Origin of the sequence: Nibricoccus aquaticus (assembly GCF_002310495.1) — a bacterium.
Classification (GTDB): Bacteria; Verrucomicrobiota; Verrucomicrobiia; order Opitutales; family Opitutaceae; genus Nibricoccus; species Nibricoccus aquaticus.
Map to the genome: position 1 here is coordinate 3,663,600 of NZ_CP023344.1, position 26,733 is coordinate 3,690,332.

Annotated in this window: 22 protein-coding genes; 13 read left to right on the top strand and 9 right to left on the bottom strand. The window is 60.7% G+C overall.

Annotation, left to right across the window (positions count from 1 at the left end):
• Nucleotides 1-59: 59 nt before the first annotated feature.
• From CMV30_RS14780 to dnaG, 3 genes are all read right to left on the bottom strand, one after another.
• Nucleotides 60-311, bottom strand: a complete 252-nt coding sequence (locus CMV30_RS14780) for a Sec-independent protein translocase subunit TatA/TatB (protein WP_281254863.1) — start codon at nucleotides 309-311, stop codon at nucleotides 60-62.
• 82 nt (nucleotides 312-393) lie between these two features.
• Nucleotides 394-2,208, bottom strand: coding sequence for an RNA polymerase sigma factor RpoD (rpoD, locus tag CMV30_RS20860; protein ID WP_096056747.1), 1,815 nt, complete (start codon nucleotides 2,206-2,208; stop codon nucleotides 394-396).
• Between the two features lie 22 nt (nucleotides 2,209-2,230).
• Nucleotides 2,231-4,105 (bottom strand): DNA primase, encoded by a 1,875-nt coding sequence (gene dnaG, locus CMV30_RS14790; protein WP_096056748.1) that lies wholly within the window; start codon nucleotides 4,103-4,105, stop codon nucleotides 2,231-2,233.
• Nucleotides 4,106-4,183: 78 nt separating this feature from the next.
• Here dnaG and CMV30_RS14795 point away from each other — a divergent pair, with 78 nt between their 5' ends.
• The 5 genes from CMV30_RS14795 (at nucleotide 4,184) to rpmG (ending at nucleotide 8,427) form a co-directional block, all read left to right on the top strand.
• Entirely contained in the window at nucleotides 4,184-5,266 is a 1,083-nt protein-coding gene (locus CMV30_RS14795; RefSeq protein WP_245844237.1) for a DUF362 domain-containing protein, read from the top strand.
• A gap of 70 nt (nucleotides 5,267-5,336) precedes the next feature.
• Complete coding sequence (locus tag CMV30_RS14800) at nucleotides 5,337-5,711, top strand: NADH-quinone oxidoreductase subunit A (RefSeq protein WP_096056750.1); 375 nt, start codon at nucleotides 5,337-5,339, stop codon at nucleotides 5,709-5,711.
• A gap of 22 nt (nucleotides 5,712-5,733) precedes the next feature.
• The gene (locus tag CMV30_RS14805; protein WP_096056751.1) at nucleotides 5,734-7,089 is read left to right on the top strand and encodes a diadenylate cyclase; all 1,356 of its coding nucleotides are present in this window, start codon (nucleotides 5,734-5,736) and stop codon (nucleotides 7,087-7,089) included.
• Between the two features lie 20 nt (nucleotides 7,090-7,109).
• Nucleotides 7,110-8,201: an acyltransferase family protein gene (locus CMV30_RS14810; protein WP_138223316.1), complete on the top strand. Its 1,092-nt coding sequence runs from the start codon at nucleotides 7,110-7,112 to the stop codon at nucleotides 8,199-8,201.
• A 61-nt stretch (nucleotides 8,202-8,262) separates the two neighbouring features.
• Nucleotides 8,263-8,427 (top strand): 50S ribosomal protein L33, encoded by a 165-nt coding sequence (gene rpmG, locus CMV30_RS14815; RefSeq protein WP_096056753.1) that lies wholly within the window; start codon nucleotides 8,263-8,265, stop codon nucleotides 8,425-8,427.
• A gap of 66 nt (nucleotides 8,428-8,493) precedes the next feature.
• Here the strand turns inward: rpmG and CMV30_RS14820 are convergent, their stop codons facing one another.
• Both CMV30_RS14820 and CMV30_RS14825 read right to left on the bottom strand, forming a co-directional pair.
• Nucleotides 8,494-8,748, bottom strand: a complete 255-nt coding sequence (locus tag CMV30_RS14820; RefSeq protein WP_096056754.1) for a hypothetical protein — start codon at nucleotides 8,746-8,748, stop codon at nucleotides 8,494-8,496.
• A 384-nt stretch (nucleotides 8,749-9,132) separates the two neighbouring features.
• Nucleotides 9,133-10,215 (bottom strand): Mrp/NBP35 family ATP-binding protein, encoded by a 1,083-nt coding sequence (locus CMV30_RS14825; RefSeq protein WP_096056755.1) that lies wholly within the window; start codon nucleotides 10,213-10,215, stop codon nucleotides 9,133-9,135.
• Nucleotides 10,216-10,334: 119 nt separating this feature from the next.
• Here CMV30_RS14825 and CMV30_RS14830 point away from each other — a divergent pair, with 119 nt between their 5' ends.
• Nucleotides 10,335-11,513 (top strand): PD40 domain-containing protein, encoded by a 1,179-nt coding sequence (locus CMV30_RS14830; RefSeq protein ID WP_096056756.1) that lies wholly within the window; start codon nucleotides 10,335-10,337, stop codon nucleotides 11,511-11,513.
• Between the two features lie 140 nt (nucleotides 11,514-11,653).
• Here CMV30_RS14830 and CMV30_RS14835 read toward each other — a convergent pair whose 3' ends face one another.
• Both CMV30_RS14835 and ychF read right to left on the bottom strand, forming a co-directional pair.
• Nucleotides 11,654-12,289, bottom strand: a complete 636-nt coding sequence (locus tag CMV30_RS14835) for a superoxide dismutase (protein ID WP_096057795.1) — start codon at nucleotides 12,287-12,289, stop codon at nucleotides 11,654-11,656.
• A gap of 126 nt (nucleotides 12,290-12,415) precedes the next feature.
• On the bottom strand, nucleotides 12,416-13,519 hold the full coding sequence (gene ychF / locus CMV30_RS14840) for a redox-regulated ATPase YchF (RefSeq protein ID WP_096056757.1): 1,104 nt from the start codon (nucleotides 13,517-13,519) through the stop codon (nucleotides 12,416-12,418).
• 137 nt (nucleotides 13,520-13,656) lie between these two features.
• Between ychF and rpsP the strand changes: the two genes are divergently transcribed.
• From rpsP to CMV30_RS14870, 6 genes are all read left to right on the top strand, one after another.
• Nucleotides 13,657-13,911 carry a 30S ribosomal protein S16 gene (gene rpsP, locus CMV30_RS14845; protein ID WP_096056758.1) on the top strand — a complete coding sequence of 85 codons (255 nt, stop codon included), beginning with the start codon at nucleotides 13,657-13,659 and terminating at the stop codon, nucleotides 13,909-13,911.
• Nucleotides 13,912-13,995: 84 nt separating this feature from the next.
• On the top strand, nucleotides 13,996-14,694 hold the full coding sequence (gene trmD, locus CMV30_RS14850) for a tRNA (guanosine(37)-N1)-methyltransferase TrmD (protein WP_096056759.1): 699 nt from the start codon (nucleotides 13,996-13,998) through the stop codon (nucleotides 14,692-14,694).
• On the top strand, nucleotides 14,678-15,067 hold the full coding sequence (rplS, locus tag CMV30_RS14855; RefSeq protein WP_096056760.1) for a 50S ribosomal protein L19: 390 nt from the start codon (nucleotides 14,678-14,680) through the stop codon (nucleotides 15,065-15,067). The genes trmD and rplS overlap by 17 nt, the downstream gene beginning before the upstream one ends.
• A 178-nt stretch (nucleotides 15,068-15,245) precedes the next feature.
• On the top strand, nucleotides 15,246-17,237 hold the full coding sequence (tkt, locus tag CMV30_RS14860) for a transketolase (protein WP_096056761.1): 1,992 nt from the start codon (nucleotides 15,246-15,248) through the stop codon (nucleotides 17,235-17,237).
• 193 nt (nucleotides 17,238-17,430) lie between these two features.
• Complete coding sequence (locus CMV30_RS14865) at nucleotides 17,431-18,669, top strand: M48 family metallopeptidase (protein WP_096056762.1); 1,239 nt, start codon at nucleotides 17,431-17,433, stop codon at nucleotides 18,667-18,669.
• Between the two features lie 32 nt (nucleotides 18,670-18,701).
• On the top strand, nucleotides 18,702-19,610 hold the full coding sequence (locus tag CMV30_RS14870; protein ID WP_175414896.1) for an endonuclease/exonuclease/phosphatase family protein: 909 nt from the start codon (nucleotides 18,702-18,704) through the stop codon (nucleotides 19,608-19,610).
• A 24-nt stretch (nucleotides 19,611-19,634) separates the two neighbouring features.
• Here the strand turns inward: CMV30_RS14870 and CMV30_RS14875 are convergent, their stop codons facing one another.
• The gene (locus tag CMV30_RS14875; RefSeq protein WP_175414897.1) at nucleotides 19,635-21,728 is read right to left on the bottom strand and encodes a BamA/OMP85 family outer membrane protein; all 2,094 of its coding nucleotides are present in this window, start codon (nucleotides 21,726-21,728) and stop codon (nucleotides 19,635-19,637) included.
• A 22-nt stretch (nucleotides 21,729-21,750) separates the two neighbouring features.
• Nucleotides 21,751-25,452 (bottom strand): translocation/assembly module TamB domain-containing protein, encoded by a 3,702-nt coding sequence (locus CMV30_RS14880; RefSeq protein ID WP_175414898.1) that lies wholly within the window; start codon nucleotides 25,450-25,452, stop codon nucleotides 21,751-21,753.
• A gap of 340 nt (nucleotides 25,453-25,792) precedes the next feature.
• Here CMV30_RS14880 and CMV30_RS14885 point away from each other — a divergent pair, with 340 nt between their 5' ends.
• Nucleotides 25,793-26,689 carry a DMT family transporter gene (locus tag CMV30_RS14885; protein WP_096056766.1) on the top strand — a complete coding sequence of 299 codons (897 nt, stop codon included), beginning with the start codon at nucleotides 25,793-25,795 and terminating at the stop codon, nucleotides 26,687-26,689.
• The last annotated feature ends 44 nt before the right edge of the window (nucleotides 26,690-26,733 follow it).

A 26,733-nucleotide genomic window follows, 5' to 3' on the forward strand; every position in this document is an offset into this window, starting at 1 on the left:
TGGACACAAAAAAAGCGCACCGGAGAGGGGGCGCTTGGAAGAGAGAAAAGGCGTGGTGCTTAGTTGGCGCCGTGCGTCTTGGTGGTCTCAGCTTTTTTTGAAGTCTCGGTGGCCGTGGATTGGGCGGCCGGTTCTTCGTCTTCGCCCTTGGAGGCTTTTTTGAATTCCTTGATGGACTGGCCGAGACCGCGGGCGAGGCTCGGGAGCTTGGCGCCGCCGAAGAGGAGGAGCACAATGAGGAGGAGGACGATCAATTCCGTGCTGCCCATGCCCATGAGGGCGAGAGGAGCGTTGAGGAGTGGGCTGTTCATGATGTTCGGCAGGCTATGTTACTCCGAGGGGGAGTAAAGGTGTTATACCGGTTTGGTGGGAGACGCAGGCGGAGTGGTGAGGTTACCGGACGGGCAGTGGTGGCGTGGTACCGTCGGGCTTCTTCATGGAGACCTGCTTGAGCAGGTTCTGTGCATTGTCGATCTGCTCGGCGTCGAAAAAGCCGTGGAGCTGACGAATGCGCGTCGGGTGGCGCATTTTGCGGAGGGCTTTGGCCTCGATCTGACGGATGCGCTCGCGGGTGACTTTGAACTGTTTGCCCACCTCTTCGAGGGTGCGGCTGTAGCCGTCGATGAGACCGAAGCGGAGAGAGAGAACACGGCGTTCGCGGTCGGTGAGAGAGTCGAGGACGTCGATGATTTTTTCGCGCAGGAGCGAGAAGGCGGTCATGTCGTACGGGTTTTCCGCGGACTTGTCTTCGATGAAGTCGCCGAAGCTGGTGTCGTCGCCGTCGCCGACGGGGGACTGTAGCGAGATGGGTTGTTGTGCCATCTTCATGATCTGCTGCACGCGCTCGACGGGGAGATTCATCTCGTCGGCGACTTCCTCGGGCGTCGGTTCGTGGCCGAATTCCTGGAGGAGTTGCTTCTGGACCTGCATGACTTTGTTCAGCGTCTCGATCATGTGGACCGGGATGCGGATGGTGCGGGCCTGATCGGCGATGGAACGGGTGATTGCCTGACGGATCCACCAGGTGGCGTAGGTGGAGAACTTGTAGCCACGGCGGTACTCGAATTTTTCGACGGCCTTCATGAGGCCCATGTTGCCCTCCTGGATGAGATCGAGGAAGGAGAGGCCGCGGTTGGTGTACTTCTTAGCGATTGAGATCACGAGACGAAGATTGGCCTCGACCATCTCGGTCTTGGCTTTGTGGGCTTCGCGGACGTGGACGCCAGTCTTTTTGACGATCTCGAGGAGTTCGGCGGCAGTGAGACGCTGTTCGGCCTCGATCTGACGGAGACGGGCGTTGAGCGGCTTGGTGTCGATCGCGGCGTCTTTCTTGGTCTTCGGGTGCTTGGCGCGGTCGATCTGCGCGAAAATCTGTTCGATCTCGGCCAGCAGCGGGTTGATCTGCTCGAGGTACTCTTCGTAGACCTTGAGCTTGAAGAAGAATTTGCCGAAGTGGGCCTTGTAGGCGCTTTCGCGTTTTTTGAACTTGGCGTGGACTTTCTTTTTGCCCGCTTCGTCCTTGGTTTTCAGATACTCTTCCCAGGCGTCGGCGACGTTGGCTTCGCCGTCCTGGGTGCCCTCGACGAGTTTGGGGAGGTTTTTGAAATAGGCTTCGCGGCTTTCGATTTTCTTATCGATGACGATGCGGTCGAAACGCTCTTCGCGGTTGAGGAGTTTGGCTCCGAGGGTGCCGATGTAACGGCCGACGATGGCGGACTCGAAGAGGGCTTCCTGAGCCTTGAGCTCGGCGTTTTCGATGCGCTTGGAGATTTCGACTTCCTGCTCGCGGGTTAGCAGCGGGACCTGGCCCATCTGCTTGAGGTACATGCGGACGGGATCGTCCAAAATGTCGTTCTGCGAGGTGCGGGATTCTTCCTCTTCGGCCTCTTCCTGGCGCTGTTTATAGTCTTCGACCTGATCGGGCTCGAGGATCTCGATCTCGAGGTTCTGGAGAATGGAGAGGACGTTATCGATTTCCTCTTGGTTTTCGACGGACTCGGGGAGGGCTTCGTTGATATCGTCGAAGGTGAGGTAGCCTTGTTCCTTCGAGAGGCGGATCAGGTTACGAATCTTGTCGTTAATACCGCCGGGGGCAAGGTCAGCGCCGGGAGTGCCGCCTTCCGGAGTGGCGTTCTGGGTGCGTTCGATAGCGGTTTCAACGGCTTCTGAGTGCGTGTCGGATTCGGCTGACTTGGCTTTGCGCGGCATGGTGTGGATCTAGGAAATGCAATCAGACAGCGGCGGGCAGACCAAAGGGCGCTCGCAGCTGTCGCTGGATATCGGTGCGTTGTTTTATGAGAGAAAGTGCGTCAAAGTTACTGTCCGGACCGTGTGTAGCTAGAGCAAGTTCTATTTGGCGGAGCTGAGGCTCCAGGAAACGGGTGCGGATTTGAACGAGGGCTTGGTTGATGGCGCGAACGGGTTCTTCTGTACGCGGAGGATCGAAAAGAAGCGAGGCGACGAGCGTCTTTTCTTCGGGATTTTCGAGCAGGCCGTCGAGGTGATCGCGGCCGGGCCAGGCGTCGTGCTCGAACTCGGCGAGAAAGCGGTTGAGGAGTGAGCCGGGGAGGTGGGAGGCGTCGATCCAGTCGTGGGGGAGTACGGTGCTGAGGGGTTTGCCGAGTTGCTCGAAGTGCAGGCACATGAGCAGGAGGTGGTACTCGGGCGTGTTGGCAGTGTTGATTGTTTTTGTGGCGACAGGGGAGGATAGGGCGTCGTGGGATTGAGGCGGAGCGGCGGGAGCGAGCTTACTGTGCTGGCGTCGTTTATATGCGTCGAAATCGCGGTGGACGGCGGACGAGGGGAGGCGGAGGCTGGCGGCGATCTCGTCCAAAAACTGGGCGCGGGTGGTCTCGGATTCGGTGGCGGAGATGATCTCGAAGAGGCTCTGGCTGGCGCGGGTTTTGTGTTCGGCGGAAGCGGTTTCGGGCGCGGGTAAAATGCTGCGGCTGGCGAAGGTCATGGCGCTGAGGGCGCCGCGTTTGACTTCGTCGTAGGCGGCGAGACCGCGTTCGAGGAAGAGCACGTCGGGGTCGATTTTGCCGTCGCCGGGGGCGGCGAGGAAACGGATTTCGAGGCCGGCTTTGAGCGCCATCGGGAGGAAGCGGAGGGCGGCTTTTTGACCAGCGCTGTCGCTATCGAAGAAGCACTCCACCTGCGGATGGTAGCGGCGCATGAGCACGAGCTGGCCTTCGGTGATGGAAGTGCCTTGGGGGGCGATGGCGGTTTTGAGGCCGACTTGCCAGCAGCGGAGCGCATCCAGTTGACCTTCGACCATGACGAAGGGTTTGCCTTCGCCGGCGGCCGTGCGGGCGCGGTCGAGGTTGAAGAGGAGATTTCCCTTCGTGAAGATCGGGGTCTCCGGGGAGTTGACGTACTTGGCTTCGCGCGCGGGGTCGTCTTGCGGGGTGAGATCGGTCTGGCGGGCGGTGAAGGCGACGACGCGGCCTTGGTGGTCGCGGATGGGAATCATTAAGCGGCCGCGAAAACGGGGTTTGAGAGAACCGAGGCCCAAGAGCGCGCCCTCGCGGACGAAGAAGAGGCCGCATTGGCGGAGGGCGTCTTCGGAGAATTTTTTCTTGAGCAACGCGGCGGCGAGCGAGTTGTCGGTGGGGTCGGCGGAACCGATTTTGAATTCGTCGGCGATCTCCATCGGGAAGCGGCGTCTGGTCTGCCAGTAGTCCCGCATGTAGTCGCCAGAGTTGCCGGGGTTTTTGAAGACTTGGTGGAAGTGCTCGGCGGCGACTTCGTGGAGATCGAAGATCTCCTGGCGCAGTGAGCGTTCTTCGCGGGTGGGGCCGGAGCCTTCTTCGTACTCGATGGGAACGCCGAAGCGTTGTCCGAGCGCCTCGATGGATTCGACGAAATTGAGCTGCTCGGTTTCCTGGACAAAGGCGATGATGTCGCCCGCTTTTCCACAGCCGAAGCACTTGTAGGAGCCGCGGTCGGGGTTGACGTGAAAGGACGGCGATTTCTCCTGATGAAAAGGGCAGAGGCCTTTGAATTGGGCGCCGGCTTTTTTCAACGTGGCGACCCGGGCGACGACATCCACGATGTTCACGCGAAACTTCAGGTCGCGGATACAGGTGGGTTTGATGGCGGGCATGGAAGGCGTTTCGGGCGCGACAGGCGCAGTGAAGTTTGCACTTTTAACCGGGTGGGGGTTCTGTCAAGTACCGCGCTTTTGGGAAACTTTTTGCCGCGCTTGGCTACACACTTACTCATGCAATTTCTGAAATCGGGGTCTCTTTTCTCCCTTTGGATCGCGGCTGTCGCGATGATCTCACCGCTTGGTCATGCACAGACCGTCGCGGTTGAACCGCTGCCGGTTTGGGAGGCGACGCTTCCGGCTTATGATGACGGCGCGTATGCGGCGAAAGTGGAGATGTTGATCGCTAAATATGAAGCCGCTGGCGGCCGGAAGCTGGCGCCAGGCGAAAAGAAAAAGGTGGGATTGAAAATTTATACGGACTCTGGTCCGGGCATGGCGACGCCGGTGCCGCTGGTGAAAGCGGTGATTGGTGCGCTGGAGCGTCGTGGCTTTTCGAAAGAGCAAATCTTCCTTGTTGGGCTGAACCAGCTTCGACTGCGCATGACGGGTTATTTGCCGTCGCTCGTCACGGGGCAGTCGCCATTCAAGGGGCATCCGTTCTACGTGCTGGAGTCGGGACGCTTTTATGATCCGGTGTGGTTTTACGACAGTCCGCTGCCGTCGCGTTTTGACCCGATCTTCGCCGAGAAGAGCGTGGAGGGCATCGAGGCCAACACCACGAAAGAGCAGGATCGTAAGAGCTTCCTGGCGACGCCGCTGTTTCTCGATGCGGATTTCTGGATCAACCTGCCGGTCTATACCGATCACCAGTATCTTGGCGTTAATGGCGCGCTGGTGAATGCCACGCTCTGGAATGCCAGTAATACGGCGCGGTTTTTCCGCAGTCCGGCGAATGCGCCCGCGGCGGTGGCGGAGATGAGCGCGATTCCTGAGCTGCGCCAGACTTGGGCGTTCACGATTGCGAGCCTGGAGCACTATCAGTTTATCGGCGGTCCGTATTTTAACTCTCTGTACACAGTGTCTGAGCCGCTTGTGTGGCTGAGCGCAGATCCGGTGGCGCTGGATTCGTTCATGCTTACGCGCATCAATCGCTGGCGTGAGCGGGCGGGCTTCAAGCCGGTGTCGGAGGAGATCCGCACGCTGGATTTCGCAGAGACGCTAGGCGTGGGTTCCTCGAAGGCTACGCCGGGACGGGTGATCCGTGTGGGTGATTGAGCAGACAGGCGGATTTCCCCGGAAAATCCCCTTGTCACTGCTGAAAGAGTGCGGCCATTTCTAGCGCGTCATGTCTCAAGCTGATTATCTCCCGATCCTGATTCAAATCTGCCTCGCCGCGGGCGTGGCCATCACGGTCATAGGAGCGAGTCATCTGATCGGTCAGCGCGCAGCGAAAAACGCAATCAAGGATTCGGCTTACGAGTGCGGAGTGAAAGGCGATGGCAACGTTCACACGCGCTTCTCGGTGAAATTCTACGTCACAGCGATGCTCTTCATCCTCTTTGATATTGAAGTGGTTTTTCTGATTCCATGGGCATTCATCTACCGGGATTTTCTAGCCAACCATATCGCGATCCTGGGGCCGATCATGTTTTTCATCGGTGTGCTCGTGCTCGGGCTTTTCTACGAAGTGAAAAAGGGCGCGCTCGATTGGGAGAAGTGAGCGGCTGAGTTACTGAATTACCATGCGGCTGGAGAAAATCATCGCGCGCAGCCGCATCATCGATCTGCGCAGTACGGATCTTAAAGGCGCGCTGGAGGAGTTGCTGGATGTTTCGATCACGCGTTCGCCGGAGTTAAAGCGCGATGTGCTGCTCCGCGGTTTGCTGCAACGTGAGAGCACGATGACGACTTACCTCGGTGCGGGCGTGGCATTGCCGCACGTTCGCGTGAAAATGAAGCGCCGTTACATCCTCGCGATCGGGCGCAGCCGGGGTGGTGTCCGCCACGAGCGAACGAAGACGGATGAGCCGGTGAAGTTGATTTTGATGCTGCTCGCCGATGAAAAGGCGCGCGATTACCTGCAGGTACTGGCCTCGATCGCGCGGCTGGTGCAGGATCAAGAGACGGTTAAAAGCCTCATGGAGGCGCCATCGCTTGATGATCTGGATGAGCGGCTCACAGCGGCGTTGAGCGGCATCACGGCACGACCGGTGCAGGCGCAGCAAAGCCGTATCAATCGCATGATGATCCGGCAGGCCGACAACGTAGCGAAGGGTACGGACTGCTCGGCGATCATGGTTTTCGGCGACACGTTCACGGGCGGGATCGAGCCGGGGAGCTGGCGTTCGGTGGCGAAGGCATTGCTGGTCACACGCAATCTAGTGGATGGCGACAATGAGGGCAGTGGATTTGCCGAGACGATCCAGGTGAGATCTTTTTCAACGCAGCGGCTGGCGCAGCTGCGCAGTGCTATGCTGGTGGCGCTGACGCGCGGAGTGATTTCGTTCAACGACCGCATTTGCTGCATCGGGGGAATCGCGGGGAGTAATCAGTTCGACACGATGGTGGTGGTTGATGTGGAGCGGGAGTTCCAGACGCTGCTCACCGGGCACACCGATCTGTTGCCCGAGGATGTGAAGCCCGAGGTGCTGGAGCGCGTGATCGCGGTGGCGACTGAGCTGGCGGTCGAAGGCCGCGAGGGCCGGCCGGTGGGGTGTCTTTTCGTGATCGGCGACACAGGCAAGGTGGAGAAGCTGACCAAGCCGCTCGTGCTGAATCCGTTTTATGGTTACAAGGAGGAGGATCGCAATATCCTCAATCCGTTCATGGACGAGACGGTGAAGGAGTTTTCCTCCATCGACGGAGCGTTCGTGATTCGCGGCGATGGCGTGGTGGTTTCCGCGGGCAGCCTGATCCAGGCTACGGATAACGATCACGCGCTGCCGAGCGGGCTGGGCAGCCGCCATGCGGCGGGCGCGGCGGTGTCGGTGGCGACGCAGGCGATCGCGATCGTGGTTTCTTCGAGCACGGGGCAGGTGACGCTGTTTCGTCGGGGCGTGATGCTGCCGCTTATGGAAAAAGGCATGGGGCTCAAGTGAGCGGCTCCAGCAAGCCGAGCATGACACGCGCGACTTCGCTCTTTCTGGATGTGCTGAGGTTGGCGGCGGCGCTGGTGGTTTTTTTCGCGCACACGACGAACTATTGGAATCCCGCGATGATGGGGCCGATGCAGGTGTGGGCGCATGATGCGGTGATCGTTTTTTTTGTGCTGTCGGGGTATGTGATCGCGCACACGACGCGCGATGGGGCAAGGGACGCGCGGCAGTACACGGTGGCTCGGTTGTCTAGGCTCTACTCGGTGGTGGCTCCGGCGTTGGTGCTGACTTGTTTCCTTTGGCTCGCGGGGCGCGGGTTGGAAGCGGAGTTTTATGCGGGTTACGAGCGGGCTTATCCTTGGGTGCGATTCGCCGCCTCGTCGGTGTTTTTGAATGAAGTCTGGATGCTGGAGCTTTCGCCGCCGACGAACACGCCGTTTTGGTCGCTCGGTTACGAGGCGTGGTACTACTTGTTTTTCGGGGTGGCGCTGTACGTGAAATCGAAGCGGGCGAGGTGGGGATGGCTGATTGTCGGCGCGTTGCTAGCTGGGCCCAATGTGTTGATGTTGCTGCCGGTGTGGCTGGTGGGAGTTGCGGCTTACAACTGGAGGGATCGAGGATCACTTTTGCGCGGTTGGGCGATGTCGGGCCTAGTCGGGGCGGTGGCTGCGACGTGGGCGGTGCTGCGGTATTTGCCGGACTGGCCGGGGACGGCCGGTGAGCATCCGTGGTATTTCGCGGGTGCGGCGGTGAGCGATTTGATCGGCGGATTGGGATGGGCTGCGATCATTTGGTTTTTCAACCGGGCTTTCGTGGGAGTGAATGTGATAACGGTGGTTTACCGCCCGGTGCGCTGGCTGGCGGGGCACACATTCTCACTATACCTGTATCATGCGCCGCTGGTGATTTTGGCGTCGGCAATGTTTCCTCCTTTCACCGTGAAGGGAGCTGAGTGGGTACCGATCATGGTGATCTTGATCGTGGTGTATATTATGGGTGCGGTGACTGAGTCGCAGCGTCATCGCTGGGAGGCGTTGTTTGGGTGGATTTGGGATCGGTTGATTAAGCGGGGCTCGAGTATTTCGCAGCCTGTCGATCAACCGCTGACTGGCTGAAGTTTAGAGTTGCGCGAGGCGATGGCGGGAGGTTTCTTCGACCTTTCAACCTTTTATAACCATGCAAGAAGTCGTCACCCTGGAATGCACCGAAGCCAAGAAAGAGGGTAAGCCTGTTTCGCGCTACCTCACCAAGCGCAACAAGAAGACCGTCACGGAGCGCATCGAGAAGAAGAAGTACAATCCCTTCCTCAAGCGCCACACGCTGCACAAAGAGATCAAGTAATCACCTGACCTCGCGTCACTTTCAAAGCCCGTCTGCTAAGCAGCCGGGCTTTTTTATGGCCGCAACCTAGGGTTTGGCGGGAGAGGAAGGCGGAGTTGCGGGCGTACTCTGAGAGCGGCGGGCGGAGCGCCACGCCTCGCGGTGCTTGCGAATCCAATCGAGAAGTGCGCGCTCGAAACCGATGTCATGTCCGAGGCGTTCGGACTCGATCCATTTGTGACGGAGGATCTCTTCCCGCTCGGCGAGGAATTCTTGATAAAGGCTGGATTGCTTTACGAAGTCCCGGGACGGTTCGGACGGTTTGAGGGAAGTGTCGGTCATGGCTACCACGGCGATGGCTTAGGTTAAGTGGATGCTAGAATCGGGTTGTGGCGACTGCCGGCGGGCATTTTCGCCAATTTATAAAACGATCCCCGCTGCATAGGGGAATTACCGGGAGTGACTGACTTCGAAAACGCTGTGCGAGCGGATGCGAAGTGGAGTGTAGCAAAAGAGGGCATGCTTGCGTTCGTAGTGTCTGCTTGCGGACAGGAATCCGCCAGGACAGTTGCCGAGGTAAGCGTCATGTTTCTGACACGAAACGTAGGTTCGTGATAATGCCTGTCAACCCCGCGAAAAGCGCCGGGGGATTTATCGGAAAACGGCTGGCTAATTACAGCCAATCTGGAAGCCGCCGGGTGAGGCGAAATCCTCAGCGGTGTTTCATCAGCCGTTCGTGACTGGCGCAGGTTTGCGGAGGCGGGCGAGCAACGTTTCGCCGATATCGCGGAATGTCCGGGCGGCAGGGCTGTCTGGCTGGCTGACGACGATCGGGATGCCGGTGTCGCCGCCCGCGCGGATCTCGGGGATGAGCGGCACCTGGCCGAGCAGGGATGTGCCGAGAGTATCGGCGGTCTTCGCTCCGCCGCCTTCGCCGAAGAGCGCGTGGCGATTGCCGGCGGGATCGACGAAGTAGCTCATGTTTTCCGCGACGCCGAGGATGGGGACGTTGACCTTTTGGAACATGAGTCCGCCTTTGCGCGCGATCTGGGTGGCGGCAAGTTGTGGCGTGGTGACAAGCACGGCGCCGTCGAGCGGGAGCGTTTGAACGAGCGAAAGTTGAGCGTCGCCGGTGCCGGGCGGGAGATCGACGAGGAGGACATCGAGTTCGCCCCACTTCACGTTTTGGACGAATTGCTGGATGGTCTTCATGATCATCGGGCCGCGCCAGACGACGGGGGTGTTGTCGTCCACGAGGAAGCCCATGCTCATGACTTTCACGCCGTGGTTTTCGAGTGGTATGATGGAGTCGCCCTCGACTGTGGGGCGGCCATTGATGCCGATCATCAGTGGCACGGACGGACCGTAGATGTCGCAATCCATCAGGCCAACACGACCGGGGCGGCCTTGCGCGGTGAGAAGTTGAGCGAGGGCGCAGGCGAGGTTGACGGAGAAGGTGGATTTGCCGACGCCGCCTTTGCCGGAGGCGATGGCGACGGAGTTGGTGATGCCGGCGGGTTTGCCTCCGGCGAGATTGCCGCCACCTGCGGCGGGTGTGGCGGGCTTCGGTGCGGTGACGGCGACGTCGATCAAGGTCGCGTTGATGCCGGGCTGGGCGCGCAGGCATTTGTCGACTTCGTTTTTGAGATGAAGCGGGATCTTCGGATCGGCGGTATTGAGCGCGAGCGAGACTTTGGCGACGCCGTCCGCGAAGGCGGCTGAGCGGACGAGTCCGAACGACACGATGTCACGGCTGAAGCCGGGATACTTCACTTGCTTGAGAATCTCTTTGATCGAGTCGGGAGTCACGTTGTTCAGGTGTCGCTGGAGTTTTTGAAGACGATGGAAGTTTTGACGTTGTTATGACTCGCGCGGCTGTAAATAGAAATGCCGGAACCTCACTCACTGTTTAGCATCCCTTTCTTTCCATGCAAAAATTCCTCACTGTTTTCGCCGCGCTCATCGGGCTGGTGGTGGCGTCAGCAACTTCACGTGCGCAAGGCGCTCCGGATATTGGCCCGATCAATGTGGCTGGTGCCAATACCATCGCCGTCTCGATTTCCGGGGAAGGCGAATTGGCGTCGCTGGCGCGCAAGGCATTCGATGTTCACGGCCGGTACCGCGTGGTCGCCAGCGGTGGTGCGTTCGACATCGGATTTGCGAGTGTTTCTCCCACGCAGGTGCGTGTGGATATACGCAAAGGTGGCGCGGTGGCACTGAGTCAGACAGTGAGTGGCGCGAACACGCGTAATGCGCTTTACCGCGCGGCTGATGTGGCGGTGAAGGCGACGAGTGGCGGGCTGAATGGTTTTTTCGCCTCGAAGCTGGCCTTCGTGAGCAATCGCAGCGGCTCGGACGAAATTTACGTGAGCGATCTCTTTCTCGGTGATGCGACGGCGGTAACTCAGCAGAAGTCGAATGTGCTGTCGCCACGTTGGTCGCCCGATGGCACGCGTTTGGTCTACACCAGTTTTTTTAAGTCGGGCTTTCCGGACATCTTCGTCATCGATCTGGCAGCGCGGCGTTGGAATGTGTTCGTGAGTATGAAGGGGACCAACAGCGGCGCGCGTTTCAGCCCTGACGGTTCTCAAGTGGCCATGGTGCTGAGCGGGGGTGGAAATCCCGACATCTACGTGAGCAACTCTCAGGGCAAAGGGATTTCCAAGCGCACGAACTCTGCGGGCGTGAAGTCATCGCCATGTTTCTCGCCGGATGGTTCTCGCATCGTTTATGCAGGCGAGCCTGGTCCGCAGCTTTATGTGATGCCGGCCTCGGGTGGCACGGCTCAGCGTGTGACCAATGGCGGCAGCACGTACTGCGCGGAGCCGGATTGGAGCCGCGCTGATCCCAACAAGATTGTGTTCACGATGCGTGATGGGAAACGTTTCCAGATTGGGGTGCTCGATCTCCGCACCGGACAGAGCAAAAAGGTGTCGGCTGCACCATTCGATGCCGTCGAGCCGTCGTGGCTGGATGATGGACGGCATGTGGTTTACACGGCTCGCTCGGCGAACAACCGGCGTCTCTGCATTCTCGATACCGAGACGGGGAAATCGACGCCTATCGCTTCAGTCTCGTCGGAGAAGGGCAGTCCGTGGCTGCAATGATCTTTCTGATCGGCGGCAGGGTTTAAGTGAAACGCGGTCCAAGTGACCGCGTTTTTTTGTGCATGAAAAAGCCGCGCCGGAATCAGGCGCGGCTTTGAAGATAAGGTCCGGCGCATTTAGCCGGAAGCCCTGTGATTCGTTCAGGCCGAGGCGGCGACGAAGTTTTTCTCGGCGGCGTCCCAATCGACGACGTTCCAGAAGGCGGCGATGTAGTCGGGGCGGCGGTTCTGGAAGTTCAGGTAGTAAGCGTGCTCCCAGACATCGAGGCCGATGACAGGTTTACCCTCGATCGTGGTGGTGACGGCTTTGCCCATGAGCGGGCTGTCCTGATTGGCGGTGGAGCCGACAGCGAGTTTCTTGTCTGTGCCGACGTAGAGCCAGGCCCAGCCGGAGCCGAAGCGGGTCGTAGCGGCTTTGGTGAACTCTTCTTTGAATTTATCGAAGCTGCCGAAAGTGGCGTTGATCGCATCGGCAAGTTTGCCTTTCGGAGCGCCGCCTTTGCCTGGACCGAGGATGGTCCAGAAGAAGGCGTGGTTGCTGTGGCCACCGGCGTTATTGCGGATACCGCCGCGGATGGCGTCAGGAACTTTGCTCAGGTCAGCGATGAGCGCATTGACGTCGAGCGCGGCGAGAGCGGGGTGATCCTTGAGGAGATTGTTGGCGTTGGTGATGTATGCCTGGTGGTGCTTGCCGTGATGGATTTCCATCGTCTTCGCATCGATGTGCGGAGCGAGAGCGTCGAGGGCGTAAGGCAGTTTCGGGAGTTCGTAGGCCATGATGATGAGGAGGAGTGTGGTGGTTTTGTTGAGATGCTGGTGAACGAGTAAGTGTGGATACGGCTGCGTCAACTGGTGCGGGAAGAAAGCTTTTCGCGCGGCTGATCGCCGTGTGGGAAAATCCGATTAGTTATTAAAGCGGAAGAGCGTCACGTCGCCGTCCTGGAAGACATACTCTTTTCCTTCGATGCGGTATTTGCCCGCTTCGCGTGCGGCGGCGGTGCTGCCGAGGCGCGTGAGGTCGGCGTAGGAGACGACTTCGGCTTTGATGAAACCTTTTTCGAAGTCAGTGTGGATCACGCCGGCGGCTTGAGGAGCCTTCCAGCCCTTCTTGATCGTCCACGCGCGGACTTCTTTTTCGCCGGCGGTGAAATAGGTCTGCAAACCGAGCAGCGTATAGGTGGCGCGGATGAGCGTCGAAACACCCGAATCGTCGACGCCGAGATCTTTGAGGAAGCCCTTGGCCTCTTCGGGCGAGAGGTCGATGAGCTCGGCTTCGATGCGCGCACTAATAGGAACGTAAGCGGCTTCGTGGTGGGCTTTGACGAACTCGGCGACTTTTTGGACGAAGGGATTTTGCTCGGCCGTGGCGAGATCGCTTTCGGCGACGTTGCACGCGTAGATGACGGGTTTGGCGCTGAGGAGTTGGAAAAGGTTGAGCAGCTTTTTCTCGTCGTCGGTGGCGGGGAGAATGTTGGCCGGCTTGTTTTCGTTAAGGTGCGGCTTGAGGCGCTCGAGCAGCGCGATCTCGATGATCGCCTCTTTGTCGCCGGACTTGGCCTTCTTCTGGGTTTTGTCGATGCGCTTGGTGACGGCATCGAGGTCGGCGAGGATGAGCTCTGTAGTGATAACCTCGATATCACGCACGGGGTCGACGTTGCCCATCGTGTGGAGGATGTCGCCGTCTTCGAAGCAGCGCACGACGTGGACGATAGCGTCGGTCTCGCGGATGTTTGCGAGGAACTGATTGCCGAGACCTTCGCCCTGGCTCGCACCTTTGACGAGGCCGGCGATATCCACGAATTCCATGGCGGCGGGAATCACGACGTTGGTCTTGGCGATCTTTTGGAGAACGTAGGCGCGCTCGTCGGGCACGGTGACGACGCCCACATTGGGATCGATCGTGCAGAACGGATAGTTCGCGGCCTCGGCCTTGCGGGAGCGGGTGAGGGCGTTGAAGAGAGTGGACTTGCCTACGTTGGGGAGGCCGACGATGCCTGCTTTGAGCATAAGGCGCGGACGTTCGCGGTGCTCATGAAACCGGTCAAGCCCGCAACAAAGCCCATGTCGGCTCTTGACAAGGGTAGGGCACGCCGGTGAATTCCTCGGCTTTTCCAAAAACGTAACCGTCTCGAAAACCATTTCACATGGCCCTCAAAATCCGTCTCTCGCGCATCGGCGCCGTCCATAAACCCATCTACCACGTCGTTGTGGCTGAAGCCCGTTCCCGCCGTGATGGTTCACCTGTCGAGCTTCTCGGCACCTACACTCCCCAGTCCAAGAGTCAGCCGCTCATCCTTGACCTCGCTCGCGCTGAGTACTGGTTGAGCAAGGGTGCAGTCGCCACCGATACCGCTCGTGGCCTGATCAACAAAGCCAAGAAGGCCGCTCCCGCAGCTTAAGGCGCGTTTAGGTTTTCACTTTAATCGCCCTGGCTTCATGCCCGGGCGATTTTTTTTGCCCAACTCTCGCCCTAGTTCCCGCCTATGCCTCTCCACATCGATCTGCTGACGCTTTTCCCGCGGATGCTCGATGGCGTGCTGACGGAGAGCATTTTGGGCAAAGGCATCGCAGCAAATCTCCTGTCGGTTAAAATCCACGATTTGCGCGGTTGGTGTACCGACAAGCACAAGACTGCTGATGATCGTCCTTTTGGCGGAGGTGCCGGGATGGTCATGAAACCTGATCCGGTTTTCGCCGCTATGGAGCAGCTTCAGACCCCGGCTTGCCGTCGCATTTATCTCACGCCCGACGGTGTACCGCTGACTCCCGCCATCGCTCAGGATCTCGCAATGCAGCAGCACGTGATTTTTCTCAGTGGTCACTATGAAGGGATCGACCAACGCATCCGCGAAAAAGTGATCGATCAGGAGATCAGCATTGGTGATTACGTGCTCACGAATGGCACTCTTGCGGCCGCTGTCGTAATCGATGCGCTCAGTCGTTTTATTCCCGGTGTTTTGGGGGAAGAAAAGTCATTGACGCACGAATCTCACACCGGCACGTTGCTCGACTTTCCTCAATACACGCGTCCCGCCGAATTTCGAGGCATGTCAGTGCCCGAAGTGCTTCTCTCAGGAGATCACCGCAAAATCGAAGCCTGGCGACACACGCAGCAGTTGGAGAAAACCCGCCAGGTTCGCCCAGATTTATTCGAAAAACACCGTCATGCATCCCGTCATTAAAGATATCACCGCCCACCAAGTGAAAAACGATCTTCCGCCGTTCAAAGTCGGCGATGGCGTCCGCGTTCACACCAAGGTTCGTGAGGGCGACAAAGAGCGCGTTCAGATTTTCGCTGGCATCGTCATCGCCCGTAAAGGTGCTGGCATCCACGAGGCCTTCACCGTCCGCCGTATCAGCTACGGCGAAGGCGTTGAGCGCGTTTTTCCAGTCAACTCCCCGAACATCGAGAAGATCGAGATCGAGAAGGAATCCGAGAACATGAAGGCCCGCCTTTATTACCTCCGTGATCGCCTCGGTAAGGCTGCTGTCGCTGTTAAAGTTAAGCGCCACGACCGCTCTGAAGTCGCAGCCGCTGCTCCTGCCGCCAAATAATCACGCATCGTTCGCGCGATGCCTGTCTCACTTTCAAGCGAGCCTTCACCGGCTCGCTTTTTTGTTGTTCGCATTTCCCGACTTTCGGCTTCCACCGAACCGACGAGGCGACTTAATCCATTACTTTCTACGTTTCGCGCTCCTGTCCGCGCGATAAATCCAACCTGTTACTTTCTACATGAAACTCGAAACTGAAATTCTCGCGAAAGCGTCCGCTCAAGCCCGTGGTCTGGCCATCGATGCCGTCCATAAGTGTTCTTCCGGCCATCTCGGCCTCCCGCTCGGTGCGACCGAGATCGGCGCCGTCCTCTTCGGCAACGCGCTCGTTCATAACCCTGACGAACCCAAGTGGCTCAATCGCGACCGCTTCATTCTCTCCGCCGGTCACGGTTCGATGTTCATCTACACCTGGCTCCATCTCAGCGGCTACGATCTGTCGCTCGAAGAACTGAAGAACTTCCGCCAGCTCCACAGCAAGACTCCCGGCCACCCCGAGTTTCACGAGACTCCTGGCGTCGAAGCCACCACCGGCCCGCTCGGCCAAGGTATCGCCAACGCCGTCGGTTATGCCGTTTCTGGCAAGATGGCCGAAGCGCGTTTCAACACCGCCGAGCACAAGATTTTCGACAACCACATCATCGCGCTCGCCGGTGACGGTTGCATGCAGGAAGGCGTCGCCCTCGAAGCCGTGTCCTTCGCCGGTCACCAAGGCCTCGACAACCTGATCCTCATTTACGACGCGAACGACGTCACCCTCGACGCCATGGCCGACAAGTCGCAGAGCGACGACGTTGTGAAGCGTTTCAAGTCCCTCGGTTGGGATGTGCAGCTACTTGTCGACGGCCACGACCAGGCCGCGATCCTCAAGTCGATCAACAAGGCCAAGAAGGCCACCTCCGGTAAGCCCCAGCTCATCGTCGCCAAGACGGTCATCGGCAAAGGAATTCCTGAAGTTCAGGGCACGCAGAAGGGCCACGGCGAAGGCGGTGCGAAATTCTCCGACGCTGCCCGCGCTGGTCTCGGTCTCCCCGCTGAACACTTCTACGTCAGCGACGACGTCCGCGAATATTTCGCGAAGCACAAGAAGCGCCTCGCCCGTGGCTACAAGGCTTGGGTCAAAACCTTCGAACTCTGGGCCGCCGCTAATCCGGACAAAGCCGCGCTCCTCGAATCGCGCAACACGCCGATCAGCGCCGCCGCACTCCTCGAGAAGATTCCTGTCTTCCCGGCCGATGCCAAGCTCGCCACGCGCGCCGCTGGCCGCGATGTGCTCCAGCCGATCGCCGCCGCGCATCCGCTCTTCATCTCAGGCAGCGCCGACCTCTACGGCTCCACGCTGAACTACATCGCGTCCGACAAGGACTTCGACAAAGCCAACCGCGGTGGTCGCAACATCCGCTACGGCATCCGCGAGCACGCGATGGCCGCGATCAACAACGGTATCGCTTACGACGGCATCTTCCGCACCTCGTGCGCGACGTTCCTCGTCTTCGCCGATTACTCGCGTCCATCGATGCGTATCGCCGCTCTCGCGAAGTTGCCTGTCACCTACATCTACACACACGACTCGATCGGCGTCGGTGAAGATGGTCCGACTCACCAGCCCGTGGAAACCATTTCGGGTCTCCGCGTGATTCCGAATCTCGATGTCATTCGTCCCGCCGATCCAGAGGAAGCCGCTGGCGCTTTCGCCGCCGCTCTCGAGCGCGCCGATGGTCCAACGCTCCTCGCGCTCACGCGTCAGAATCTGCCCAACTTGAACGACATTCCTCCGCACATCCGTCGTGCAGGCGTGCTCAAGGGCGCGTACGTCGCCATCCAGGAAACGGCTCCGCTCACGGCCATTCTCCTCGCGACCGGCTCTGAGCTTCAACTCGCCGTGGCCGCTGCGAAACAGCTCGGCGCTGGCGTGCGCGTTGTGTCGGTTCCGTCGTTCGAACGCTTCAACCGCCAATCGGCTGAGTATCGCGAGTCGATCCTCCCGAAGGCTGTCCGCAAGCGCGTCGCGATCGAAGCGGGCGTCACAGGTCTCTGGCACCAGTACGTCGGTCTCGATGGCAAAGTCATCGGCATCGACCGTTTCGGCATGAGCGCTCCCGCTCCGACGATCTTCAAAGAACTCGGCATCACCGCCGAGGCGGTCGTCACCGCTGTGCAGTCGCTCTCCTGAGCTTCTGGGTGACGCGGTTCAAATCGCTTAAACAAAAGGCGGCTCCGAAAGGGGCCGCTTTTTTTGTAGAAATTACCGGCCTGCTCGTTGGGGAGAGGCGGTGTGTTGGCCCGGCTGAAGGCGGAGCGCGGCGTGAAGTTGCTCCCGCAGTTTAGCCTTGGCCGTGGGGCGGTCGTCGCGCTGCATTCGCGGGATGGTCCTGATTGTCGTTCTTGTTCTTCTCGCGGCGAAGGTTGGCGCGGAGCTGGTGTTGAGTTTTTTGAATCGCGCGGAAGTGCTGCGTCATGCGGGCAAGGCACCCGAGGCGGTGGCGGCGCTGATGGATGAGGCGACTTATCAGAAGTCCGTGGCGTACACGCTGGCGAAGGGGAAACTCGGGAGTGTGGAGCTGGTGTGGGATGCGCTGATATTGGTGGCGATTTTGACGAGCGGGGTGCTGCCGTGGTTGCACGGGAAGTTTGCCCCGTTGTCGCCGACGGGTGTGTGGGACGATGCGCTGTTTTTGATCGCGACGGGGATGCTGCTGAGCGTGCCGTCGCTGCCGCTGGATTGGTGGGGGCAGTTCCGGTTGGAGGCGCGGTTTGGATTTAACAAGAGCACGCTCGGGCTGTGGATCTCGGACAAATTGAAGGGACTCGCTCTGGCACTGGTGATCGGATTTCCGCTGCTGTGGGCGCTGCTGTCGCTCGTGGGCGTGGCGGGAGCTAACTGGTGGGTGTGGGGCTTTGCGTTGGTATTCGGATTTCAACTGTTGATGCTGGTCGCGTACCCGAAGCTGATTCTGCCGCTCTTCAACAAGCTCACGCCGCTGCCCGAAGGCGACTTGCGCACGCGGTTGCTGGCGCTGTCGGACAAGACGGGGTTCAAGGCGTCGACAATTCAGGTGATGGATGGGTCGAAACGCTCGGGGCACTCGAACGCGTTTTTCACGGGGTTCGGGAAGTTTCGGAGGATCGTGCTGTTCGATACGCTGATCGCGCAGCTGTCAGAGGAGGAACTCGAGGCGGTGCTGGCGCACGAAGTCGGGCACTATAAACGCGGACATATTCCGAAGATGCTAGTGGTCGGTGCGCTGATGATGCTCGGGGGATTTGCGTTGATCGCGTGGCTGGCGCAGAGCGCGTGGTTCAATCCTGCGTTTGGGCTGCCGGCGGGGGAGCTGGCGTCGGCGTTTTTGTTGTTCTCGCTGCTGAGCGGGCTGGCGACGTTCTGGTTCACGCCGGTGGGGAATCTCTTCTCGCGGAAGCATGAGTATGAGGCTGACGCGTTTGCTCGCGATGCGATGGGCGGAGCGGGGCCTATCGTGGCGGCGTTGCGGAAACTGGCGCAGAAAAATTTGAGCAACCTGACGCCGCATCCGTGGTACAGCGGATTTTATTACTCGCATCCGACCATTGTGGAGCGGGAGCGGGCGGTGACGGGAGGGGCGTGATGAGGGCGGGAGGGAGAGGTCGGAGAGTGGCGGTGATAGCGCTGTGGTTTGCGCTGGTGGGCGTGGCGTGGGCGGAGACGCTCACCGTCGCGACGTACAATTTGGAAAACTATGTCGCGGCGAACCGGGTCGTGGAGGGCGTGTATCGGGAAGGTTATCCGAAGCCGGAGGCGGCGAAGGCGGCGTTGCGCGCGGTGATCAAGGCGCTCGATGCGGACGTGATCGCTCTGCAGGAGATTGGGCCGAGGCCGTATCTGGAGGAGTTGCGGCGGGATTTGAAGAGCGAAGGCGTGGACTATCCCTATGTGGAGTGGATCGAGGCGGCGGATACGGAGCGACATGTGGCTGTGCTGTCACGGCGGGCGTTCACGGCGGTGACGAAGCACGTGGATCTGACGTTCGCGTATTTCGGGAAAGAGGAGCGGGTGAAGCGCGGGTTGCTGGAAGTGCGCGTGGCGTCGGCGGGCGGGGAGGTGGCGTTATTTGTGGTGCATTTGAAAAGCCGGTACACGGACCGGGCGGACGATGTGGAGTCGGCGAAAAGGCGGGCGGGTGAGGCGGAGGCGGTGCGGGAACGGGTGTTGCGGGTTTTTCCGGAACCGGAGGCGGTGCAGGCGCGGTATTTAATCGTGGGCGATTTTAACGATGGGCCGGGGGCGCGGCCGTTGCGGGCGTTGTCGGCGAGAGGAAAGACGACGATCGCGGAGGTGCTGGCGGCGATGGATTCACGCGGGGAGACGTGGACACATTTTTACCGCAAGGAGGACAGCTACTCTCGGGTGGATTACGTGTTGGTGTCACCCAGGTTGAAGCCGGCGGTCGTTGGAGGCGTGGCGGCGATTTTTGACGAAGCGGGTGTACGCGAAGCGAGCGATCACCGGCCGGTGGTGGTGCGGCTGGATTTTGGACGCTGGAGTAGCGACGTCCAACCAGCGCGTTAGGGCCAAAGCGCCCTACCTCGGAGATCAGAACGGGTAGCCGATGGAGAGGTGCCAGGAGCCGCCGGGATCGTGCGGGCGGGGATCGAGGTTGCGGGCGTATTCGACGCGGATGGGGCCGACGATGGTGTTGTAGCGGAGGCCGAGGCCGATGCTGCTTAATTGAACATCGCCGGGATAGTCACCGAGACGCGCGGACTCGGTGAGCCAGTCGAAGAAGAGGATCGTGGACCATTGCTGGGTGAGTGCCTGCTCCAGCTCGATGTTGAGGAGTGTGTAGGTTTTCGCGCCGAGAAAGGAGCCGTCGGCGTCTCGAGGAGACGCCTCGCCCTCGCTGTAGCCGCGCAGGCTGTTGTCGCCGCCGGGGTAATACAGCTTGTTGACGGGTGGCGGTGTGTACGGATCGGCACCGCTGGTGAACACGGCGGCCTGCGCGAGACCTACGTGAATCCAGCGGTCGGTGGACAGCGGCTGATGCCAGGCGGCGCCCCATTCGACGCGTTGGAAGTCCACTTCGCCGCCGAGTTTTTGGGACGCGTACTCGGTCTGGAGGTAGAGACGGTAGCCTTTTCTGGGGTTGAGGGTCTGGTCGCGGCGATCGAAGGCGATGCCGAGGTTGATGCTGGAGGAGAGGACGTCGGAGCTGGTTTCGCTCTCCGAGCCGAGCGTGTTGTTTTGGTCGCTGAGAGTTTCGAGGGTGTAACCGCCGCTGAGCTCGGGACCGCGCACGCCGATTTTTTTGCGGAGCTGGGCGGTGCCGCCGTATTCGACGCGGTCGAAGGCGATCTCTTCGCGGCGCAGGCCGAAGAGGCGGGCAGAGCCGTCGATGGTTTCACCGAAAAGTTCCGGCACGGTGTAGGTGTAATCACCGCGTGAGCTCTTCATCGACTGCACCACCATGATGCGGTCCTGGTGGGCGCGTCCCCAGAGATTGGATCGGCGGGCTTCAATGCCGCCGCGGAATTGCTCGTAGCTGCCGTAGCCGAAGAGAAGGCTGGCATCCCACGGATCGGCTTCGCGGAGAGTGAAAGTCACGTTTCGCGTGTCGTCGGTGGCGGGCTCGGTAGATGTCTCGACGCTGCTGAAAGCGGAGAGGCGGCCGAGGCGGAGGCGGGCGCGTTCGAGAGCAGTGGGATCGAGCGGATCGCCGGGATCGAGGCGGACGCGGCGTTTGATGACACTGAGACGCGTGCGGTCATTTCCCTCATAGCGGATTTCGCCGATCTTGATAAACGGGCCGGGCTGGACCTCGACCGTTGCGGCGACCTGGGTGTCACCGGTCGAGGGCGTGGGAGTCGGTGTGGTACGGGCGGAGACGTCGGGATAACCTTTTCGATAGTAGGCGCGCCGCGCGGCGACGCTGGCATCCTGCCGGGTGGCCTCGGACCACGGTTCTCCAACAAATTTCTGAAGCGGGGCGGCATCGACGTCGGTTTTTTGGGTGTCGAGCAACTGGACCGAGGAGATGATCCAACGCGGGCCTTCGCTGACTTTGACGTCGAGGCGCATCGCGCCAGCGGGCTTTGCGAGAGCGGAGGAGCTGACCTCGACGCGGGCGGTGACGTATCCGCGGAGCAGTAACGCGTCGTGGAGGGAGTTGCGACCGCGGCGGACGGCGGCTTCGGAGAAGACGTTGGCGCGGGCGCCGTTCCAGAGGCCGTAGGCGGGTTTGAAGAAAGCTGTGGCAGCTTTTTGCTCCAAGGCGTTGAGACCTTCGAAGTGGACCTCGGCGATGTAGAATTTGACGCCGCGCTCCACGTCGAAGGCGACGATGTTGGTGCCGGGTTTGCGGGGGAAGGCGGTGTCCAGCGTTTCGTTGAATTGAAAAGTGGTTTGCGTGCCGTCGAGGCGTGTGACGAAGCCGGTGATTTTGGGATGGAGGTAGCCGTCGTCTTCGAGTTCGGAGATGAGCACGAAGGCGGCGTTTTCGGCGGCGTCGTCAGAAAGGTGGGCGACTTTGCCGGGGTTCACGAAGTCCTGCATGGTCCGGCTCATCGAGCGGTTGCCGAGAAGGCCGAGGCCGGAGATGTCGAATTTAGCGACGGGGGGCGTGTCGGCGGGCGCCGCCGCGGCGGCCGAAGGTTGAAGGCCGAAGGCCGAAAAGAGGAATGCGGCTGGCAAGGCCGCGATGCAGAGAAGCTGTTTAAGGTTTCTGCGCATCGGTGGCGGGCTTCTTTTGGGAGGTGAGAATGCGGAGCTTGATGCCGGCGTTGTAGTCGTCGAATTCGTCGCGTTCGCCGACGAGTGACCAGCGCTTGTCGAGCATGTATTCGAATTCGAGGGTTTCTTTGCCCGAGCGGGAAACGTCGGCCCCCGAGCTGAAGGTGAATCGTTCGGCAGCGGTTGGGTCGCCGAGGAAATCCGAAAACAAGGATTTGCCGAGATACACGCCGATGCTGGCGGCGCGATCGCTGGTGCTGGAGGTGATGTCGGTGCGCGGGGGTTCACCGGCCATGACCATGAGCAGCACCTGCTCCGAAGTCAGCGAAGGGCTGGAGGAGAAGGTGAGCGTGGGATCTGATGCTGAACCGGAAAGCTCCATGCGGACGTCGTATCCGAGGCTTCGTGACGCGGCATTGATGGCGAGTTGGGGCGAATATGGATCGGCCTGAGCAAGTCGTACGGAGCCGCTGGTGAGGCGGAGTGCGGCGAAGGGGAGGAGGATGGTGCCTTCGTCGAAGGTGGCCTGACCGATGGCGATGGGTTCGAAGAGCGTGCCGCCGAGCTGGAAACGACCGGAGACGACGCCATTGAACAGCGGTGTGCGGAGTGTGATGAAGCGGTTGCCACCGACGGTGAGCGCGAGCCGCCAGTCGCGAAACGGGGCTTTAGTGACGGAGAAGTACGGGGGGCGGGAAGCGGCGCCGCCTCCGCGCTTGGGAATGAGCGAACGGACATCGCGCAGGAAAAGGCTGTCGTGCAGGTTGACGTCGCCGGAGAGTGTGGTGAGGCCGTCGTCGGTGGATTTGACCTTGAGGTCGAGGTCGCCGCGGACGAGCAGACCGGTCTGACGGGCGAGCGGGAGGTTTTTTCCCGCGAGGGATAGATCGACTTTGAGCGGAGCGGCGGCGGGGAAGGCAACGGAGCCGGAGGCTTTGATGGTCTGGCCGCTGGCGAGGGCGCTGAGCGATTTGAGCTCGGCCTGACGGCCGGAGAAAACGATTTCGCCGGAGATCTGGTTGAAGCTGCCGAAGGGGGTGATCGGGTGGGTCGAGGCGTCGTGAAGTTTTAGTGTGCCCTGGATGTCGCCGCTAGCGCGGACGGTGAGATCGCCTTGGAGCGTGCCGGTGGGAGCGAAGGCGTCGGGCAGAAAGGCGGTGAGCGCGGCGATTTCGACCAGCGGGAGATTGAGTTTTGCCTCGGCGTTGCCGGTCCAGAGCTGGCGGGGATCGCGGAGGATGGCGGGCCATTGATCGGCTTGGACGAGTGTGCGGCCGGAAGCGCTGAGCGGCTGGCCGGCGACGAGGAGGGATAATTTTTCCAGATCAACGCGGCCGGCGTCGAGGACGAGGCGGGCGTCGAGTTGGGAGAGAGTGGGAAGGCGGATACGATCGAAGGCGATTTCGTCGGCTTGGAGCGAGATGCGGGCATCGGGCTTCTTCACGGAACCCTCGATGCGGGCGGTGAGCCGGGGCGAACGGAGTTTGATGCCGCTGGCTTCGGCTTGGGCGGTCCAGAACGGCGAGCCGGGCGTGGTGTCGGCGGTGAGCGACCAGTTGCTGTTGGGATCGAGTTTCCAGAATGGTGCGGTCGCGGGGGTGATGATCAGCGGGGCGGCGCCACGGGCTTCGAGGACGGAGCCGTTTTCGTCGCTGACGAGCAGGCGGTCGATACGGAGGCTGCTGGGCTGTGCGCGGGCGGTGAGTTCGATACGGGCGTTTTTGTCCTTGGCGATTTCGATCTGGCCGAGGACGCGGGTGGTGCCTTCGAACGGACCCTCGGGCCAGCGGCCTTCGAGAGTGGCGGATTCGAGCTGCCAGCGCGGCCAAGTGGAGGGGAGAAAGTCGCGCAGCCATTCGGAGCGGAGTCCGGCGAGGTCGATGCGCGCGCTGCGGGTCTGGAGCGTGGACCAGGCGAAGGAAAGGCGGGCGGCGTCGCCGGTGAGATCCAGCGTTTCGATACTGAGCGACGGCTGCCAGCGGATGCGGGCGGGTTGAGCGAGCGTAAGTGTGGGAGCGTCGGGGAGGGTAAGTGCGAGCGAGTCGAGCGTGGCTTCAGTGCGCGTAAGTCGGCCTTTGAGCACGGCGGAGGTGTCGCCGGTTTTGATTTCGGCGGTGAGCGTGTCGGTAGCGGGACCGGTGCCGGTCCATTCGGCAGAGGCGGAAATGGGTTTGGGTGTGCCGGTGGCGAGGTCGGAGAGGGCGATTTTGCCTGAGTGCGTGAGGTCGGGCCAGCGGCCTTGGGCTTCGGCGGAGATTTTCAGGCGGGCGAACGTGAGCGATGGTGGGAGCCAGCGGGCGAATGCGGCGGGCTTGATGTCGGCTTCGAGCTGTCCGCCGGTGAGGGTGCGCTCACGCCAGTTCCAGACGCCGTGAAGTTCAGCTTCGGAACCGTCGGCGAAGGCGAGGCGGGCGTTTTTGATGGTGAGGCGCGTGCCGAGTTGTTCGGCTTCGAAGACGGCGCTTTTCAGGTCGAAGTCGGGGGCGGTGATTTTGGAGGCTTCGAGCTTTGCGGTGAGGCGAGGTTCGCCTCCGGAAGTGGGCTCGACGAGGACACGGCCGGTGATTTTGCCGCGGAGGTTTTCGAGGCCGGGGAGTTTCTCGAGATCGGATTCAAGGGAGAATTGAGAAGCGCCGGAGCGGATCTGAGCTTCGCGGTCGATGACGATGGGAGCGAGGAGGCGGGCTGAGGTGCCGGGCAGAGTGATATCGAAACGCTCGATACGGAGAGTTTCGGTATCGCCGTGACCGGCGAGTGCGAGCTGGAGAGGCGGGGCGGACTGATTCGCGGCGGGCTGACCCTCGGCGTTGAGTTCGAGCGTGAAGCGGGCTTCCTTCCAGACGATGCGGGCTGTGGAGGGAAGTGTGGGATAATGTTCGCCGAGACCGACGGTACGACCGGGGACGAGGAGGCGGGCGGCGGTGAGCGAGGCTTCCTGAGGAATCCAGCCGCGGGCGGGGAAGCTGGCGAGGAAATCGACGGGTTGTTTCCAGAGGTGGAGCTGGCCGGTGACGGTGTCGTCGGTGGAGGCGAGCGAGGCGCTCCATTGTTGATCGGTGGTGGTGGCGGAAAAGGTGAGCTGGCGATTATCGCTGTGCCAGCGGAGTTCGGCGTGGGCGATCTGGTCGTGAGTGGTGAGTCCGTCGGCAGTGAGGCGGCCTTCGCGGGCGAGCCAGTTGAGTGAGGCGACGATGAGTTTTTGTTTTTCGTAGAGAAGCGTGCCGTTGGTGGCGCGGGCTTCGGGGAGCCAGCGCTGAAGCGTGGCGAGGGTTTCGTTGAGTTGAAGGCGGAGGGCGGGCCAGCCGTCGATCGTGGAGGCGGAGGGCGAGGGGGATTTTTTATCGGAGGCGTGTGCGTTGACCTGCCAGGTTTCGATGAGGACAGGGCCGGGTTGAGAAAAGGTGGCGTGAACGAACCAGAGAAGCGGGGTATCGGCTTCGACACGCGCTACCGTTGCGGTGACGGGTGTGGATGCGTTTTGAAAGCGGACGTCGTGGAGGGCGAAGCGGGAGTAGCCGAGTGTTTCGAAGCGGGCGAAGGTGACGCCTTGGCGGGCGAGGAGGCTGCGCACGGCAGGAACCCACCACCACGGCGTGGTGACGAGAGCGACCAGCAAAACGAATACGCACATGGCGGCGCCGAGAAGAAACCGGCGAAGGCGGGACGTGCGTTTGGGGGCGGTCATGTGAGCGGGAGTGAATGTAGAGGCGCGGGGAGGGCAAATGTTCGCGCATGGATAGTCGGAAGCGGAAGTTTTTTGGACAGGATTAACAGGAAGGACGATTTCAGAGGAGGGGTTGGCGAAGGGAAGAGCGGGGGGGAGGTAGTGGTGGGGACGGAGATTTTCGGCTAGGCGATGGTTAGTGCCGGAATTTTTTGGACAGGATTTTAGGATTAACAGGATTGGTCGGAGGGGGAGGTGGCTGAGGACGTTTTGTGATGAGTGACGGTTAGCGCGATGAGGGCGTCGCGCCTTCAACGGAAACGTTGCGATTGGAAGCGCGGGCGGCAGCGTGGCTGGTTTCATGCATTGGGTTATTGCCAGTCTGGTTTCGGCCTTCTTCCTTGGGTGCTACGAGCTCTCGACCAAGCACGCGGTACGTGAGAACGCGGTGCTGCCGGTGTTGTTTTTCGCGAATGTGTGCAGCTCGACGGTGTGGCTGACGTTAATGGCGTTGGGGCGGATGCAGCCGGAGACGTTGCCGGCTATCATGCATGTCGAATCGATGACGTGGGCGCAGCATGGGCTGTTGCTCATCAAATCGACGATCGTGGCGGCGTCGTGGATTTGTTCGTACTTCGCGGTGAAGCATCTGCCGGTGTCGATCGCGTCGCCGATCCGGGCGACGGGGCCGGTGTGGACGTTTGTCGGGGCGCTATTTGTGCTGGGCGAGAGGCTAAGCTTGCTGGAGATAGCAGGTGTGGCGACGACGCTGGTGTCGTTTGTGGGGCTGTCGGTCGCGGGACGGAAAGAGGGCATCCATTTTCATAAGGACAAATGGATCGGCTGGCTGGTGGCGGGAACGCTGTTGGGCGCGTTGAGCGGGCTGTACGACAAGTTTTTGCTGGGGCGGCAGGGCTTCGGGGCGGCGACGGTGCAGGCGTGGTTCTCTATTTATCTGGCGCTGCTATTTCTGCCGCTGGCGATCGGGTGGAAGCTGCGGTGGTGGCCGCGCAATGTGTTTCACTGGCGCTGGAGCATCGTGCTGGTGTCGTTCGCGCTGCTGATCGCGGACTTCGTTTATTTCAACGCGCTGCGGGATCCGGAGGCGCGAGTCGCGATCGTGTCGAGTCTGCGACGCGGCAGCACGCTCGTGGCGTTTGCGGGCGGGATCTGGATTTATAAGGAGACGAACGGGCGGGCGAAGTTGCCGGCGGTGATCGGAGTGCTCGCGGGGATCGTGCTGACGGTGATGGGGTGAGGCGACCGGCTCACGCAAAGGCGCGAAGATGCCATAACAAGTGC